At 54.3% G+C, this 15,579-nt stretch carries 17 protein-coding genes and 1 pseudogene; 16 read left to right on the top strand and 2 right to left on the bottom strand.

The window, feature by feature from the left end:
• Position 1: 1 nt before the first annotated feature.
• Positions 2 to 1,261, bottom strand: coding sequence for a replication initiation protein (locus tag GOV88_RS00590; RefSeq protein WP_171123503.1), 1,260 nt, complete (start codon positions 1,259 to 1,261; stop codon positions 2 to 4).
• 542 nt (positions 1,262 to 1,803) lie between these two features.
• Between GOV88_RS00590 and GOV88_RS00585 the strand changes: the two genes are divergently transcribed.
• From GOV88_RS00585 to GOV88_RS00535, 11 genes and pseudogenes are all read left to right on the top strand, one after another.
• Positions 1,804 to 3,225 (top strand): AAA family ATPase, encoded by a 1,422-nt coding sequence (locus GOV88_RS00585; RefSeq protein WP_171239562.1) that lies wholly within the window; start codon positions 1,804 to 1,806, stop codon positions 3,223 to 3,225.
• Complete coding sequence (locus GOV88_RS00580; protein ID WP_171239235.1) at positions 3,218 to 4,285, top strand: ParB N-terminal domain-containing protein; 1,068 nt, start codon at positions 3,218 to 3,220, stop codon at positions 4,283 to 4,285. The genes GOV88_RS00585 and GOV88_RS00580 overlap by 8 nt, the downstream gene beginning before the upstream one ends.
• 467 nt (positions 4,286 to 4,752) lie before the next feature.
• Positions 4,753 to 4,842, top strand: a pseudogene (locus GOV88_RS00575) (IS5/IS1182 family transposase); the annotation flags it as partial.
• A 54-nt stretch (positions 4,843 to 4,896) separates the two neighbouring features.
• On the top strand, positions 4,897 to 5,292 hold the full coding sequence (locus GOV88_RS00570; protein ID WP_171239234.1) for a hypothetical protein: 396 nt from the start codon (positions 4,897 to 4,899) through the stop codon (positions 5,290 to 5,292).
• A gap of 218 nt (positions 5,293 to 5,510) precedes the next feature.
• The gene (locus tag GOV88_RS00565; RefSeq protein ID WP_171239233.1) at positions 5,511 to 5,756 is read left to right on the top strand and encodes a helix-turn-helix domain-containing protein; all 246 of its coding nucleotides are present in this window, start codon (positions 5,511 to 5,513) and stop codon (positions 5,754 to 5,756) included.
• Positions 5,756 to 7,048, top strand: a complete 1,293-nt coding sequence (locus GOV88_RS00560; protein ID WP_171239232.1) for a type II toxin-antitoxin system HipA family toxin — start codon at positions 5,756 to 5,758, stop codon at positions 7,046 to 7,048. The genes GOV88_RS00565 and GOV88_RS00560 overlap by 1 nt, the downstream gene beginning before the upstream one ends.
• 418 nt (positions 7,049 to 7,466) lie before the next feature.
• Positions 7,467 to 7,802, top strand: coding sequence for a hypothetical protein (locus GOV88_RS00555; RefSeq protein ID WP_171239231.1), 336 nt, complete (start codon positions 7,467 to 7,469; stop codon positions 7,800 to 7,802).
• 58 nt (positions 7,803 to 7,860) lie between these two features.
• Entirely contained in the window at positions 7,861 to 8,328 is a 468-nt protein-coding gene (locus GOV88_RS00550; RefSeq protein ID WP_171239230.1) for a DUF411 domain-containing protein, read from the top strand.
• Positions 8,328 to 8,792, top strand: coding sequence for a cytochrome c (locus tag GOV88_RS00545; protein WP_171239229.1), 465 nt, complete (start codon positions 8,328 to 8,330; stop codon positions 8,790 to 8,792). Before GOV88_RS00550 ends, GOV88_RS00545 begins: the two co-directional genes overlap by 1 nt.
• A gap of 12 nt (positions 8,793 to 8,804) precedes the next feature.
• Complete coding sequence (locus tag GOV88_RS00540) at positions 8,805 to 9,149, top strand: copper resistance CopC family protein (RefSeq protein ID WP_254449134.1); 345 nt, start codon at positions 8,805 to 8,807, stop codon at positions 9,147 to 9,149.
• A complete protein-coding gene (locus tag GOV88_RS00535) occupies positions 9,146 to 10,024 on the top strand; it encodes a CopD family protein (protein WP_171239228.1) in 879 nt (292 codons plus the stop codon). The genes GOV88_RS00540 and GOV88_RS00535 overlap by 4 nt, the downstream gene beginning before the upstream one ends.
• A gap of 252 nt (positions 10,025 to 10,276) precedes the next feature.
• Here the strand turns inward: GOV88_RS00535 and GOV88_RS00530 are convergent, their stop codons facing one another.
• Positions 10,277 to 11,023, bottom strand: a complete 747-nt coding sequence (locus GOV88_RS00530) for an IclR family transcriptional regulator (protein WP_171239227.1) — start codon at positions 11,021 to 11,023, stop codon at positions 10,277 to 10,279.
• 216 nt (positions 11,024 to 11,239) lie between these two features.
• Between GOV88_RS00530 and GOV88_RS00525 the strand changes: the two genes are divergently transcribed.
• The 5 genes from GOV88_RS00525 (at position 11,240) to GOV88_RS00505 (ending at position 15,530) form a co-directional block, all read left to right on the top strand.
• A complete protein-coding gene (locus tag GOV88_RS00525; protein WP_217358906.1) occupies positions 11,240 to 12,076 on the top strand; it encodes a cyclase family protein in 837 nt (278 codons plus the stop codon).
• A 61-nt stretch (positions 12,077 to 12,137) separates the two neighbouring features.
• The gene (locus tag GOV88_RS00520) at positions 12,138 to 12,482 is read left to right on the top strand and encodes a cupin domain-containing protein (protein WP_171239226.1); all 345 of its coding nucleotides are present in this window, start codon (positions 12,138 to 12,140) and stop codon (positions 12,480 to 12,482) included.
• Positions 12,483 to 12,493: 11 nt separating this feature from the next.
• Entirely contained in the window at positions 12,494 to 13,279 is a 786-nt protein-coding gene (locus GOV88_RS00515) for an SDR family NAD(P)-dependent oxidoreductase (protein WP_171239225.1), read from the top strand.
• A gap of 3 nt (positions 13,280 to 13,282) precedes the next feature.
• Complete coding sequence (locus GOV88_RS00510) at positions 13,283 to 14,206, top strand: 3-hydroxyacyl-CoA dehydrogenase family protein (RefSeq protein ID WP_171239224.1); 924 nt, start codon at positions 13,283 to 13,285, stop codon at positions 14,204 to 14,206.
• Between the two features lie 43 nt (positions 14,207 to 14,249).
• Positions 14,250 to 15,530: an ABC transporter substrate-binding protein gene (locus tag GOV88_RS00505; protein WP_171239223.1), complete on the top strand. Its 1,281-nt coding sequence runs from the start codon at positions 14,250 to 14,252 to the stop codon at positions 15,528 to 15,530.
• Positions 15,531 to 15,579: the final 49 nt, after the last annotated feature.

Here is a 15,579-nt window from a genome sequence, read left to right as displayed (position 1 = left end):
TCTATTCGAAAGCCTCTGGCTCCAGCTCCTCCCAAAAAGAAAAAATCCTAGTGGCGTTCAGGCCTGAGCGCCACCCATGCGAACGGAAATGTTCGCGATCTAGATCATTGTCCAAGCCTGCCATAAACAGTCTCTTGTCAGCGTCGCGTTGCGTTGGGTTTCGCCGCGAAACCAGCTCTTCTACCACGGAGAGTTTTCTGGACCTTTCGGTGCGTTCCGCAGCACGGGCGGCATAGGCCTTTTCTTCCTGAACTTTTTCTTCCTGCCTCAGTCGCGCGGATTCAATCGCTTCGGGACTTGGGGCAACCTGCGCTTCTTCGATTGGCGGCTTGTAGTCATCACGCAAGGCAGCGGACAGGTACCCGAGAGTAGACTTCACACCCCCCTGCCCTGTTACATAATCCAACTTTTGCTGAACATATTTTTCACCATGTTCAGCGATCCACTGCCGCGCCAGCCGGTCTGAGACCCCTTGCTTACGAAGTGTCTTGTAAACCGCCAGATTTCGCACACCATCGCTATCGTCGATTTCGAACATAGCTTTCTGCGGGTTCCCTTTAATCCGGAACCTTATGTCCGTAACAGAACGCCCCTTTTTTAGAAATTCTGGCTCAATAAGTATATCCGAGCTTTTATTTACTTCATTGACGGCTGGCTTGATTATCTTTGCGTTTAAATGTTTGAAGCTGCTGTAGTAGTCGCTGCCATCAACGCCCATGAGTTTTCTGAACACATCCAAGGACCACCATCCTGTGGATCCGGTCCTTACAAAACGATAACAGTTTTCATAAAGCGCCAACCCATGACCGGAACTGAAATTGCGTTGGATTTGCACATTGATCAAAGCATAGATCTTTGGGTCGTAGAGTTTCTGCGCCAGCGCGGGCGAGTAGGCATATTCACAAACACCACTTTTTAGCTTTGCAAAGCTAAGCAGCGAAGAAACGCCCCACTCTTGCCGGCCTTGCTCATCCAACATGTCCCATTCTGCGACGGTTTCCGCCAAAGCACGCAAACTTGCGCGCAATGTATCAAAATCATTGGAGTTATAACCAACCATCATGGCAAGTGTGCGTGCATCTATCGTGTGCGTAGATGCAGAAGTCAGCGCATCGTATGCATTGAGTAGCAGCACGTTAGAAAGCTTGCGTTGTAGCAGCGTGAGTTTACCGCTGATATGTATCGCGGCCACATTCTTTTTTACCGTCTCCCGACGCAAAGCGCCTGAAAGGTGGTCCATGTCCAATTGTGTTTCCGGCATGATTCTGCCTGACTGCTCGTTTCAGTATTTGTGGCACGAAGGGTACCCAAAGATCAATCACCTTTAGGTACCCAAATACAGTATGAGGCAGTTCCTGCAAACGGGTACCTTACTGTCGCGCGCAGAAAGTTATCCCCAGAAAAAGACCTCAGGCGACTCTCAACGCAATCGTACACTCTAACCAGCGGTAAGAAATGCGCATGAATAGGGTCTGAAACTCAAGAAAATCAGCCAACCCGAGAATCGGTGCATGTCGTACCGAGTCCTGCCACCCTTGGTCCCGTAACTTGGCACCTTTTAGCCTGAGTATTGGTGCCCATTAACCTGTAAACAGGTACCAAGTAGCGAGTAAGTCTCTGGTTTTATTTGTTTTCTTTTTCGCAAAGTAATTGAACTATCTAAAAAATAGAAACTATTTGTTGTGCTCATTTTCAATATTCCGAAAGTTTCGCGGCGAAACTCGATCAATTCTTGATTTTCTGTGGACAACTTCAGGGCCAAGGATAGCTTTTGTGGAAAATGTGCGCTACCTTGCGCTATATATGCCGCTAAGGCGAACATTTCCTGAGGCCCAGACAGTGAACAAATCCAACCCTCCTCAACTACCACCCTATTTGAATCTCGATCCGAAAGAAGCAGCAAGTAAGTTACCGGACCCTATAGGGACTTCTCGATTCGCAAAAGCCGCAGCATTCTGCACGAAAGGCAGAGAGGATTTAGCGCGTAGAGGTTACGCACCTGACGGCGAAAAACGGCTCCGCCGCTTTTCAATCTGGGAGATAACAAAATATCTCATTCCAGTCGCACCAGCGCACCTAAGGCGAGTACTCAAGGCGAACCCAGACCTTCCACAGGGTGAAGGCGAAACGGGGTCCAAGTGGTTTTCCTTGGAAGAGGTTCTGACGTTGCGAAAGCACTTTGCGGCGGGAGGTGTCAGCACCAAGGAATATTTGCCATATCGACCTGAGGGGTTGCCAGCAAAGGTTGTTGCAGTCGCAAATTTCAAGGGGGGTGTCGGGAAAACATCCACTGCAGCTCATCTTGCCATGTCCGCCGCCTTGGATGGATACCGTGTTCTGGTGATTGACCTCGACAGCCAAGGGTCGATGACGTCCATCTTGGGGGGTAACGTCGCAGACGAGTGGCAGACTGTGTTTCCACTGATTGCAAAAGATTACGCACAGGCCGTCCAGCAGGAAAACCGAGTTCGGAATGCGGCTGGACAATCAGAAATTCCGCTGGATGAGACCTTGAATGAAGCTCTTAAGACTGGTCCGAGCGACGTAATACAAAAAACCCATTGGCCCAACATCGATCTTATTGGCGCTCAGCTTAACTTGTATTGGGCAGAATTTCAGATACCGGTCTGGCGAATGGGTTTGCGGAGTTGGCCGTTGTGGGATGGCTTGACCAATTTCCTGCATCAGGACGGAGTTTTGGACGACTATGACATAGTGTTCTTGGATACCCCTCCTGCACTTGGGTACCTTACGATCAACGCTCTGGCTGCGGCGGATATTTTGTTGGTGCCCCTTGGGGCTTCATTCTTGGAGTTCGATTCGACCGGTCGATTTTTCGACATGCTGTACACGACCTTCGCGAGTATAGAGGATGGAGAGAACGCCGCTCAGCGAGCAGCGGGGCTTCCAGAACTTAAGTTCGAATGGGACGTTGTCAGAGCAATCATTACTCGATTTGATGCCAGTCAACAGACCGATATGGCAAATGTGATCCAGGCCTATTTCGGGGATTTCATGAACGCCTATAGACAGGACTACACCGCTTTGGTTGGGCAAGCCGGTGAGCAGGTCAATGGCATTTACGAAGCGGACTACCGGGACTTCAATCGCGATACTTATGTGAGGGGTCGCGAAACCTTCGACAGAACTTATGCGGAATTCAAAGAGGTTCTGATCGGGTGTTGGTGGCGGGATACCCATATGGGAGACAAGGCAGATGGCTAAACGCAGAAGATTGTCCGCTCCGGACACAACAGAGTTGGAGCAGATGGAGGCAGGTTTCGCGGCGAAACCCTCACTGAATCCATTTGAGGCAAAAGGGGCTACGCCTCCAATTGCCAAGGTTGCTGCCGAAGCCGCCACATTAAACAGCATGGCTTCCGTCACGGATAGGGTGGCACTGGCTCAGGACCAAGGAGATGCAGCGCGTTGGCGTGATGCCCAGGAAACCGGGCTCGTTGCGGAAATGATTCCGCTGGATCAGATAGATGCTGACTTTATCCGCAGGGACCGTATGGTCGAAGACGATGAGGCCATGAATGAATTGTTGGATTCACTGCGTTCGCATGGCCTGAGAACGCCGGTCGAGGTAACAAGGAACGAAGACGGTTTTGGGCTCATCTCAGGATACCGAAGGCTCAAAGCGTTCCGACTGCTTGCCGATACGGACAGTTCTTTTTCGTCGATCCCGGCCTTTGTGCGAGAGGCGGGTTCGGGGCAGGGCGCCTATATTTCAATGGTGGAAGAGAATGAGATTCGGTCAAATCTGACCCCATATGAACGTGGGCGAGTAGCTGTTCTGGCAGCAGGGCAGGGGGTCTTCGACTCCACCGAGGCCGCGGTTGATGCACTATTTGCAGCTGCTTCTAAGGCAAAGCGATCCAAAGTAAGAAGTTTTGCGATCGTTCATGAGGCGCTGGGTGATCTCCTGCAGCATCCAGTTAGTCTTACGGAAAAAGCCGGTTTGAAATTGGCCGCTGCGCTTCGATCCGGCGCGCAGCCAAAGTTGCGCCAAGTGCTGGCGGACGCCGGCACGCTTGAAATGCGCGAAGAGTGGGCGCTGCTGGAAGAAGCCTTGAAATCAGAGCCGAAGCCGACAAAGGAGAAAGCGCGTGGTGGACGTCCGCGACAAGTCTTGCATCTGAAACCTGTGCAGCTTCCTGGAGGCGGAAAAGTCTCAGCAGAGCTTTCCTCGACGGAAGTGCGGATCAAAATCAGTTTGCAGGATGTCTCAGTTGACGAGGCCGAAGAACTAGTGAAGCAAATAGCGGAACACCTTAGTTAGTTTGGTGGGGAGCCTCATCTACAGTAACCACCCGTTCTGCAATTTCACTCAGGAGCGTCGATTTGGGTCATTGCCAGGTGGTGCGCAAAAGTGGATAATAAAGATTATTATGTATTGAGCGGGTAATGTGGCTTAAGATTGAAAAACGGATATGTCCTAGACGACAGCTTGTTGATGCTGCTTCCACATACCGGTGAATTACATCCGGAATTTATTAACCACAAATATGTTCATGATTTCGTTCAAAGACGCCCAATATCCTGAAGATGTAATGCCTTAGGCTGTGTTCTTTTGCGCCAGAAACAACGTGCCCTAACCGTGATCAGCAAGAGGTTAAGGCAGAACACCGCTCCATTTTCCAGCGGCTTATTTTGTGGACATCATGCAAACCAGTGAATTCGGCGTGAGAAGTCGACAATGTGGGATTCGGGCCAAACCCAGAACGAATACCAGACTACCCGGGGTGCAAGGACTGGAGGCGCGTGTCGATACATAATGATCGCTGTCCCAGAGTCTTCCACTCCGTAATCGCCCTCGCGGCAACCGTCATCTATTAGTTGTATGTCCCGACCCTAACTCACAGTGGTGTAGACATACTACAGGTTTGCGTGTTGCTGTACGTGACTCTGAAACAGTCTGAGATCGGCTTTGAGGGTCAACCCCTGCGGGAGATTTCCTCGTCGATTGGGATCTCAAATGTTCCAAGGCACATTTCCTTCCTCTCGGATGGCACCCCAAAAAGAAAGGGTCTTGGGCTGATTGAACTGGCCCAGAATCCCGAAGATCGACGCCTGACGCTTCCCAAGCCATCAGAAGCTGGAATTGAGCTGATGACGGCAATTTCCTGCCGTCTGCTACACCGGCCTGCTGCTGAGCTTCGAAGGCCAAAGCCGGAAGCGATCGAGGCTTTGGATTTCCCGGACGATGTCGCAAAGCTGAAGAAAGGCGACTACGACTACATTGACCCGGACTCGCTGGAAAGACGGGATGATCAAAAATCCCAATAGGCAGAGTCGCACCAGGCACCGCTAGTGCGGCGTGTTGAGTGGATAGGATGAGCTATCCAAAATCTACAATATCCTGCAAAGCGGGCGGAAACAGGTCCGCGCAGTGGGGCTGCAGGCGTGTGCGCATCAAGTGAATTACGCCATAGCGCAAAAGAATAATTTTTACGTTGTAGCGTAACTTGCTTTGATTTACGCTGTGCCGCAAATGGAGCCAAGTCATGGACCTCACCGCCCGAACCGCTGAGCAGATCGGCGAGGCACTCCGCCGGAAGCGCAAGGCGCGCGGCTGGACCCAAAGCGATATCAGCGCTCGCACGAATTTGCGTGTCGCGACGATTTCGTCGCTCGAGAATGGCGACTCGGGAACCAAGCTCGCCACGGTGCTTGCTGTCATGGCTGCGCTTGGGCTTGAGTTCCGATTGGTGGAGCGCGGTGGCTCGCTTGAGATAGAGGATATCTTCTGATGGCCAAACACGGGCGCAGCAGCACGATGCAGGTGCGCCTGAACGGACGGTTGGTGGGGACTTTGCGTCTCGCCGGATCGGGAGCGATCAGCTTTGCCTACGATCCCGATTGGCTGTCGTGGGAGCACGCCATGCCCATCTCGTTGTCACTGCCTTTGCGCGAAGAGGCGCATCAAGGTGGTGCTGTCATTGCCTATATGGAAAATCTGCTTCCGGACAATCAGGCAATACGTGAGCGCGTGGCCGCGCGGGTGCGCGCAGGTGGCACGGACGCGTGGTACATGCTGGAGAAGATCGGGCGGGACTGCGTGGGGGCGTTACAATTTGTTTCGGGAGAGATGCCCGAGGTGGGCGCGCTCGAGGGAGAACCCGTATCTGCGGCGCAGATTGCTGACATGCTGCGCAACCTCGCAAGCGCTCCGCTAGGCTTAACCGAAAAAGACGACTTCCGCATTTCCATCGCAGGGGCCCAGGAGAAAACGGCGCTGCTACGCCACGAGGGCGTGTGGATCCGCCCGTCCGGGCTCACCCCTACAACCCATATCCTCAAAACCCAGCTTGGCATTCTGCCCGCAGGGATCGATTTGTCTGACAGTGTTGAGAACGAATATTTCTGCATGAGCTTCTGTCGCGTCATGGGGATGGAGGTGGCGGAGGTCGAGATTGCCGACTTCGAGGACGTACGGAGCCTTGTTGTGACACGGTTTGATCGGCGTTGGGCCAAGGATGGTCGATTGATCCGCCTCCCGCAGGAAGACTTTTGCCAGGCGCTCACAGTTCCACCCAGCCAGAAATATCAAATGGATGGCGGGCCGGGGATCACCGAAGGGATCGGGTTGCTGGCGGGCAGTGATGACCCCGAGTTGGATCAGCGCGCGTTTTTCCGTGCGCAGGTCCTATTTTGGCTTTTGGGAGCGACAGACGGGCATGCAAAAAACTTCAGCATCGCATTGCGCCCTGGCGGTTTCCGCATGACCCCGCTCTATGATGTGTTAAGCGCCCAGGAAGCTGTGAATGACGGGCAAATCCGCCAGAACCGGATGCGTCTCGCGATGGCCGTCGATGGACACTACCGGATTAACGAGGTGGTGCCTCGTCATTTCCTGCAGGCTGCGAGGGCGGCAGGTTTTGGTGTGGCGCTGGCGGATAAGGTTTTGTCGGATATCGCGTCTGAACTTGAACTCGCCTTGGACACGACACTAGCGGATTTGCCGGACGGGTTCCCAACGCCGTTGGCGGAATCCATTGCTGCTGGCGTGCGACGTCGGGCGGCTGCCTTTCATGGGGGATGATCAGCAGGTCATGTTTCCACTTTTTAACATAATTTAGCTTCTACGCTTTTGTAGTTGTAGCCGGTACCGGTGCTGGTCCAATGCTTTGATGCGCTATCTCTTTCCCAAGTAAAGGGCGCATCACTGTCAGCAGTATGTAAAATGCTGACCGTGCAATTTTAGCGGACGGTCCAGAGCTGAGCGGAAGCACCTGAGTGTACTTCTGCAGTCGCAGCCTGTCTTCCAGAAGTTCGATATTACGCAAAAAATTCGCCTAAACACAGGATTGGAGAAAGAGATTCTGGTGATCCATGTTCCACTGTTCCAGCCGGGCATGATCCAGAAATGTGCCGCACCCATAATGGGTGCAACTAGGATCGATTGCGTCGACCCATCCTCGTAACTTGTCAAAACCACGTGCCCCCAGTAGGTATTTGGTATGTTTCGCTTGGTCCTGTCGATACTTCTTGTTGTTGCATTCTCTGGCGCATTCGCAGCGTCGGTGAAGCATGGCTTGACCCATGGATCGGATCATTCTCGTCATCATGCTCAAATGGCGGGCGACGATCCGTTGGCTGATGCCAAGAAAGCTGCTGCGGATTGTTGCGACACCACTAGCGGCATGGGTTCAACATCCTGTTTTGGTGATCTTGTCGCCACGGCGGGGATTTCGCCGATTGCTCCATTGGTTATCGCAGTGAGTGGTTTGACGCACGCTGGAGCCGATTTTTCGGGCCTCGCACTGGGTGTTCCCACCGGTCCACCGAAAGCCTGAATGGCAACGGGCGCTCGCCCGCATTCCGTTCAAATTTCACATCAAAGGACCGACAGACATGATCACACGTCGTCACTTCATCAAACTTTCTGCAACTGCCTTCATCGCGACCGCTCTTCCCGTCCGTGCAGGCACCCCAATGCACGTGCTCAGCTCAACAAGTTGCGGATGTTGTCACGCGTGGGCCGACTTGGCTCGCGCACGTGGCTACGCCGTCACCGTTGAGGAACTTACAGACCCCGAGGCACAGAAGTCAGCGCGGGGTATCCCTTTGAACCTCGCCTCTTGTCACACTATTGAAGCCGATGGTTATGTCTTTGAAGGCCATGTACCGTTCGAAGCACTGGAAGCCGTATTGAAGGATCGGCCTGGCATCACAGGGCTTGCTGTTCCTGGCATGCCAATGGGCTCCCCTGGTATGGGCGACGATCCGTCCGCCCGTTACGACGTCATTGCATTTGGGGGAGAGGCTGGGGCCGGTACGGTATACTACCGCGCGGGCACCGCGCAGCCATTCGATACCTGATGCCTGGGCGCACAACACTCTTGGTCACCGGTGGGCTTGCGCTCACCGGTTTCGCCGTAGCTTTCGTTCTGGCCCAGCCCTCTAAGGCCGTCGGTCTATTGACGCCGGATGACGCCGAACTGTTCGCCACTGGCCAAGATATCTATGTAGACCAATGTGCTGCCTGCCACGGAGCACGCCTGGAAGGACAGCCAAACTGGCAGATACGCGGCGAGGATGGCTTGCTACCGGCACCGCCGCATGACACAACAGGGCATACGTGGCACCACGATGATGAAACGCTTTTCGCCCTGACCAAATTTGGCCTGGCCGGACTGATAGAGAATGCGCCCGCAACTGGTATGCCGGTCTATGAAGGCGTGCTCAGCGATGACGAAATCATTGCGGTGCTGTCCTTTATTAAATCAACCTGGCCTGATGACATTCGTGAGTATCACGACGAACTGAATGTCCAATCCGAATAGAGGAAAACTTAGATGATCAAACAAACTCTTCTCGGTTTGGCCGTAGCAACGGCTCCAATGCTTGCGGCTGCGCATTCAAAGTCCGAAGAAACGACACCGGCTGACGGCGCGACTGTCACGGAGGTGCGGGAGCTTTCTATGCGGTTCGATGATGCGATGCGCATCATCTCGGTCACGCTGACCTCACCAGATGGTGACGTCAAAATTGAACGCGAGACAGGTATGGACCCCACCACAGAATTCCGGGCCACGCCGTCGGAAGAGCTTGCACCTGGAAGCTACCGCTTCGACTGGCGGGGTATGGCGTCAGACGGTCACCCGATGCAGGGCAGCTTCTCTTTCACGGTCGCTGAGTGATCGGTTTGGCCCCAATTGACGGTGTGGTCGCCTTGGCCATTTTGGCGAAAACACTTGGCTACGGCGCGGCGCTGCTGGCAATGGGTGGCGTCTTGTTCACGGTCCTCTTTGCCAAACGCGCTGAAGAGTCTGTTCTACGCTTTGCGCGGCACTTCGCGGTCGGATCCGCGATTGTCGGTTTGGCCGTACTTGCTCTACGTTTTGGCATCAGAGCAGCGCGGATATCTGGGATGGGCTTTGAGGGCGCGACGGACCCAATGATGCTTGGTTTTGTCTGGGACAGTCCGCTTGGCACCGCCGCGATTTGGCGAGGGGTGGGTGAACTCGCGATATTGGCAATTCTGCTCCCGCGCGTCGGGCAGCGGATCGCTTTGGCGGGCACCCTTGCCATTGCGATTTCCTTTGCCCAGGTTGGACACTCGCTCGGACAGCCCAAGTCGGCTCTCGCAATCTTGCTGGTTCTGCATTTACTGGCTGCCGCGTTTTGGGTCGGTGCTCTCCTGCCTTTGCGCAAAGCGGCGCTCACTCCAACTGGGGCCGATCTACTGCACCACTTTGGCAATGTCGCTGCTTATGGAGTTGCCGTCCTGATTGTTGCAGGCGCAGCGCTCGCGTGGCTGCTTGCGGGCTCCGTGACCGCTTTGTTCGGAACGGCCTATGGATTGGTGCTTTTGGTCAAGGTCGGGATCGTTTCCGCCCTTTTTGGCATCGCGGCGCTGAACAAGTTGAAACTCGTTCCGGCTCTCAGGGCAGAGCAGCATGACGCGACTATCGCGCTCCGACGGTCGATTTCGATGGAGATGTTGGCTGTTGTCCTGATCCTGCTTACAACGGCGACGCTAACCAGTGTGACGACACCTCCTATCAATCTCTAATGGGCAATGATCCGAAGCCGAAACTGCAAAGTTTTGTTACGAATGTCCGTTTAGGATGGGCTGCGGTCCTTTAGTATCAGCAGGCCAATGACCGCTGCGTCTGCGGAGCAGTCCTTCACGCCGAGTGCAGCGAATGACCGCTTCGAGCCCAAAGGCGACGTCGCGTTCAGACGCAGCATCGGTCAACAGGGCGGAAACCAGACATTCGCTGCCGATGCAGCAAGTAGCTATGAAGAATACGAAATCGGACCTTCAGCGAAAAGTCAGTTGGATATTGGCGGCTGTTTCAAGAAGCGCTTTTTCGATGTTTGTGCTTTGTTTTTTGAACCGAGTAGTTGGTACCGGGATAGAAATCGCGTGCAAATCTCCGACCCAGTCGACGAAAGAGAAACCGATCGCCGATACACCTGCAGAATGCTCATCCAAATCATAGGCAAGGCCCTGTTCGCGAACCTTGTTCAGTTCGGAAAGGAACTCATCCAAATTTCTTTGGATACCATTCCGTTCCCATTCGTTCTGAACAAGCTTTGTCGCATCTCCTTCATCGAGTTGCGCGAGACAAGCTTTCCCATTTGCCGTGGTGGTCAGTGGAAAAACCTCGCCCACTTGCGAAACGGTCGTCAATCGATAGACGCCAGGGACCTGGTCTAAGAAAACCATGCCGATACCGCGCATGACGGCGAGGTCTGTGGTTTCCCCGGTCTTTTGGGTCAGTTCCGTCAAAAGCAGCCGACAATGTTCGACAATGCTGTACTGCGCAGCACCTGCGAGAGCGCTTAGTTCGGGGCCGAGCCTCAAGCCACCCCCATTTGCATCTGCTATGACAAGTCTTTCTTCAGCAAGTGCGCTTGTGATTCTCTGTACCGTAGAGCGGGGCAGGTCAACACGCTCGGCGATCTTCCCCAAGCTCATTCCGGATTGGTTTTCTTTTAGAACACGCAAAATCGAGGCCGCTCTGGAAATGACCTGAATGCCACCTTTATCCGCTTTTTCAGACATTTAACCTACCTCATTCTGTCTTCGCATCGTAGCTAAGGATGCTTGGCGATTTTCCAGTGTTGTACCACAATACGGTGCAAGTCAACCGTATAGTGAGTTTTTTGTTGACCGTTATGCGGTGCGTGTGCATCATCATACGGGACAGGTGGGGAGGCCACCCAGACAATTGAAAACCGAACACCGCCGCGTTGCCGGCGAACAGAGGAGATATGCCCAATGGTCGAAATCCGCGGCATTGAGTTTCAGGCAAACACCGACAATGACATGGGAATCGAGTTCTACAACTTGAGCCACAGATACGGGTTTCAGTGTCCCAACTGGCCGTATTTCAAGGACGTCCAGATCGACCGAAAGCACTATATGGCCAAGTCCGGCGTATTGTCTCAGACGATTACCACGACTATGCACGTGACCACGCATATTGATGCGCCAGCGCATGTTGTTCAGGGAACGCCGTTCATTGACGAGGTACCGCTCCCCCATTTCTTTGGCTCGGGTTTGGTGGTTTCCGTACCCAAGAAAAAATGGGAGCAAATCACCGGAGATGATCTGGAAAAGGCCTGTGGTCATGCAATCCGCAAAGGCGATGTGCTGATCATCAACACTGGTTGGCATAAGCAGTACGAAGACGGTGACTACTTTGCTTATTGCCCGGGCCTTGTTCCTTCCGCTGCCGAGTGGATGATCGAAAAAGGTGTGAAAGTCGTTGGCCACGACACCCAGGCAAACGATCACCCTCTGGCAACGGCCATTGGCCCGCAGCGTAACGGTCCAATTTTGCCACACCTTGAGAAAGAATATCTTGAATGGTCAGGCGGGACACCGTGGGAGGTTGATTTCCCCGAGTGGGAGCCAGTTCACAACATGCTTTTCTCAAAGGGCATTCTCGGCATCGAAAACGTCGGAGGGGATCTGGATGCGGTGACCGGAAGACGGTGCACCTTCGCGTTCTTCCCTTGGAATTGGGACCGTGGCGACGGCTGCATTATCCGATTGGTTGCGATGATCGACAAGAACCAGTCCTACCGCATCGAAGCTGGCGAAGATTTCTGAACACTCACGGACCGGTCGCCGGTTCGCCGGTGGCCGCCAATAACCTTGAGCGGAGATGGACATGCATCTGAAGCGCTTTCAAGACGCCCAACCCTACGAAGCACCGAACCATTTTGGGTGTCACGGGCTTCGCTTGCAAGGGTTTGAGGAAGGCGGGCCGACAAATCAGTGGATTGGCTTCAGCCAGTTCCTACCGGGCGGTGGTGCTGGGCCGGACTCAACACCTTTTGAGAAAGTCTACGTCGTCCTGGAGGGCGAGATGACCGTCATCGTTGACGGCACCGAAATCACTCTTGGACCGATGGATAGCTGCACGATCGCACCGGGCGAAGTGCGCAAAATTGAAAACCGCGCCAACAACACCTGCAAAATGCTGGTGGTCATTCCGTATCCACCAGAAAACTAGGAACGAAAAGAATGTCTGATCCACTCAAGATGTTTGACGTAAAAAACAACGTCGCACTGATCACAGGAGCGTCGGGCGCGTTTGGCATGGTTGCTGCGCGCGTTCTGGCTGGCGCGGGGTGCAATCTGGTTCTGGCTGCGGGCAATCAGGACGCGCTCGACGAGATTGTCAAAGAGTGCGAGGCGCTTGGTGCGACCGTCGTTGCGGTGAATACGCGTCCGTCTGACGAGGCATCCTGCGGTGCGCTTGTAGAAGAAGCAGTCAATAATTTTGGTAAGCTCGATATTCTTGTAGTCGCGTCCGGCATGAACAAGGTCGCGCCGATCAACGAAATGGCGCCGGAGACCTTCGATGCAGTGATGGATGCCAACGTAAACCAAAGCTGGCTTTTGGCACGCGCGGCCGCGGCGCACATGAAGCAAAGCGAATACGGCAAGATCATTTTCGTCAGTTCCGCGCGCAGTATCCTGGGACACCCTGCTGGCTACACGGCGTATTGCGCCTCAAAGGCTGCTGTGAACGGGATAACCAAAGCCTTGGGATGTGAGCTGGGTCCAACAGGGATCACCGTCAACGCAATCGCGCCGACGGTATTCCGATCGCCTTTGACTGCTTGGATGTTTGAGGAAACCGACGAAGCGAAGGCTGTGCGCGATGGCTTCCTGACCCGTGTTCCAAAGGGGCGGCTGGGTGAGCCAGAAGATCTGGCCGGACCCCTGCTTTTTCTCGCTTCACGCGCCTCTGATTTTTACACCGGGCATATCCTTCATGCCGATGGCGGATACACGGCGGGTTAAAGAATGGTGGGCAAGAAGCAGCAAATAGCAGTAATTGGCGCGGGGCTTATGGGGCACGGTATCGCCCTGACCTTGGCAAAAGCAGGTCAATATGTCGCCATCACAGACCCCGTTGAAGAGGCGCGCGCTACCGTGGCTGACCGCATCCGCGCCAGCATGGCCGCGATGGGGGACGAAGAGGTCAAAATCACGAAAACCCTCAAGATGATTGAGATCGTTGCGACGACTGAAGGTGCGGTTCGAAATGCTGACGCTGTATTTGAAGCCGCGCCCGAAAAACTGGAGCTTAAGCAAGCGATTTTTGCTGAGATTGAAGCGCATGCACCGGAGACCTGCATTCTCGCATCAAATACTTCGGTCATGCCCATCACTCAGATCATGTCTGGATTGCGACTGAAAAGCCGCGCGTTGGGAACGCATTGGTGGAACCCGCCGCACATGATTCCATTGGTCGAAATCATCAAGACGGAATGGACAGACACCGAGATAGCACGGACGATGTTCGATCTGCTGAAGGACGCTGGAAAAACTCCGGTGATGGTCGAGAAGGACGTGCCCGGCTTTATCGGCAATCGCCTTCAGCATGCGCTATGGCGCGAAGCGGTCAGTCTGGTGGAAAACGGTATTTGCGATGCGGAAGCCGTTGATACTGTGATCAAGTCCAGCTTTGGGCGCCGGTTGGCTGTACTCGGTCCGCTGGAAAACGCTGATCTGGTGGGCACGGACCTGACTCTCGATATCCACGAAAACGTGCTGCACGATCTTGAGGCGCAAAAGGGTCCTTCATCCTATCTGAAGTCGCTCGTTGAAGCGGGCAAGCTAGGCATGAAATCCGGCGAAGGTTTCAGGAAATGGGCTGAGGGCGAGGCAGATCAGGTTCGCCAACGAGTCGCGAAGCATCTGAAAAATCTCGAGAAGACTTTGTAAGATCAATCAAACGCTGGCGGGAGGCCGGTGAAGGGAGGACGCAATGACAAAGACTTTAAAAAAGGCCACGAGGCGCAGCTTTATTGCTGGGGCAACAGCGGCAATCGCTGCTCCGGCCATCCTCCGGGCAACGCGTGCTTATGCCGCAAACCCGACGCTAAGGATTGGTAATGTCAGCCCGCGTACCGGTCCATTGGCTGGTTTCGCTGAGGCCGACGAGTACGTGCTTCAAGCCATTCAGAAGGTCTTTTCGGCCGGGTTGGACAACAATGGAAAGACCTGGAATGTCGAGATCATCTCGAAAGACAGCCAGTCCAACCCCAACCGAGCAGCAGAGGTCGCCGCCGACCTGATCTTGGGCGATGAGGTCGATATCATCGTTGCGGCTTCAACACCGGACACGGTGAACCCTGTTGCTGATCAGGCAGAGATCAACGAAGTTCCCTGCATCACGACCGACTGCCCTTGGCAGCCTTATTTCTTTGGCCGCAATGGTGTTCCAGGTGAGGGTTTTGAAACGACCTATCACTTCTTCTGGGGTTTGGAGGATGTGATCGCGGCGTTCCTAGATATGTGGGACAAAACGGGCGTGACCAAGACAGTGGGCGGTCTTTTCCCCAACGATGCCGACGGAAATGCATGGGGTGATGCGGAATTGGGCCTGCCCAAACCGCTGGCCGCAGCTGGCTACACGCTGACCGACCCCGGTCGCTATCAGCCTCTCTCCGACGACTTCTCAAACCAGATCGCAGCGTTCAAGGCTGCGGGTTGCGAAATCGTCACTGGCAACATGATTCCACCCGATTTCGCTACGTTCTGGAGCCAAGCCGCCCAGCAAGGGTTCAACCCGAAGGTCGTGACCATTGGCAAGGCACTTCTGTTCCCATCGGTCATTGAATCGCTGGGAGACCGTGGTGACGGGTTGTCGACCGAGGTCTGGTGGTCCCCGCATCATCCGTTCTCGTCCTCACTCACCGGCATTTCCTCGAAAGACCTTGCCGAAGGTTATACAGCAGAGTCGGGTCGACCTTGGACGCAACCCCTTGGCTTTAAACACGCACTGTTCGAGGTCGTCGCGGATGTCATCAAACGGGCTGATGACCTGGAAGACCCGTCTTCGATCATTTCGGCAATCACGTCCACCAACTTGAACACAATTGTCGGGCCGGTGAACTGGGGTGATGGGCCGATGAACAACGTCACCAAAACTCCGCTGGTCGGTGGCCAGTGGCAGAAGTCCGGAGACGCCTATGAACTGCAGATTGTTGCGAACAGCACTGCGCCCGAAGTGCCGATAACGGCAGACATGAAACTGCTGGGCTGACCAAACATTCGGCGCCAATCTTGGCGCCGAGCCCTCCAACCGAGAGAAA

This window comes from Ruegeria sp. HKCCA5491 (assembly GCF_013034565.1).
Lineage (GTDB): Bacteria > Pseudomonadota > Alphaproteobacteria > Rhodobacterales > Rhodobacteraceae > Ruegeria.
This window is presented reverse-complemented; position numbering and strand designations above follow the sequence as displayed.

Bases quoted from the DNA above. Each gene is read 5' to 3' on its own strand.
- GOV88_RS00555 (WP_171239231.1), top strand. From the start codon at position 7,467: ATGTTTCGCTTGGTCCTGTCGATACTTCTTGTTGTTGCATTCTCTGGC.
- GOV88_RS00580 (WP_171239235.1), top strand. From the start codon at position 3,218: ATGGCTAAACGCAGAAGATTGTCCGCTCCGGACACAACAGAGTTGGAG.
- GOV88_RS00545 (WP_171239229.1), top strand. From the start codon at position 8,328: ATGCCTGGGCGCACAACACTCTTGGTCACCGGTGGGCTTGCGCTCACC.
- GOV88_RS00590 (WP_171123503.1), bottom strand. From the start codon at position 1,261: ATGCCGGAAACACAATTGGACATGGACCACCTTTCAGGCGCTTTGCGT.
- GOV88_RS00585 (WP_171239562.1), top strand. From the start codon at position 1,804: ATGCCGCTAAGGCGAACATTTCCTGAGGCCCAGACAGTGAACAAATCC.
- GOV88_RS00525 (WP_217358906.1), top strand. From the start codon at position 11,240: ATGGTCGAAATCCGCGGCATTGAGTTTCAGGCAAACACCGACAATGAC.
- GOV88_RS00550 (WP_171239230.1), top strand. From the start codon at position 7,861: ATGATCACACGTCGTCACTTCATCAAACTTTCTGCAACTGCCTTCATC.
- GOV88_RS00515 (WP_171239225.1), top strand. From the start codon at position 12,494: ATGTCTGATCCACTCAAGATGTTTGACGTAAAAAACAACGTCGCACTG.
- GOV88_RS00520 (WP_171239226.1), top strand. From the start codon at position 12,138: ATGCATCTGAAGCGCTTTCAAGACGCCCAACCCTACGAAGCACCGAAC.
- GOV88_RS00530 (WP_171239227.1), bottom strand. From the start codon at position 11,023: ATGTCTGAAAAAGCGGATAAAGGTGGCATTCAGGTCATTTCCAGAGCG.
- GOV88_RS00565 (WP_171239233.1), top strand. From the start codon at position 5,511: ATGGACCTCACCGCCCGAACCGCTGAGCAGATCGGCGAGGCACTCCGC.
- GOV88_RS00540 (WP_254449134.1), top strand. From the start codon at position 8,805: ATGATCAAACAAACTCTTCTCGGTTTGGCCGTAGCAACGGCTCCAATG.
- GOV88_RS00505 (WP_171239223.1), top strand. From the start codon at position 14,250: ATGACAAAGACTTTAAAAAAGGCCACGAGGCGCAGCTTTATTGCTGGG.
- GOV88_RS00560 (WP_171239232.1), top strand. From the start codon at position 5,756: ATGGCCAAACACGGGCGCAGCAGCACGATGCAGGTGCGCCTGAACGGA.
- GOV88_RS00510 (WP_171239224.1), top strand. From the start codon at position 13,283: ATGGTGGGCAAGAAGCAGCAAATAGCAGTAATTGGCGCGGGGCTTATG.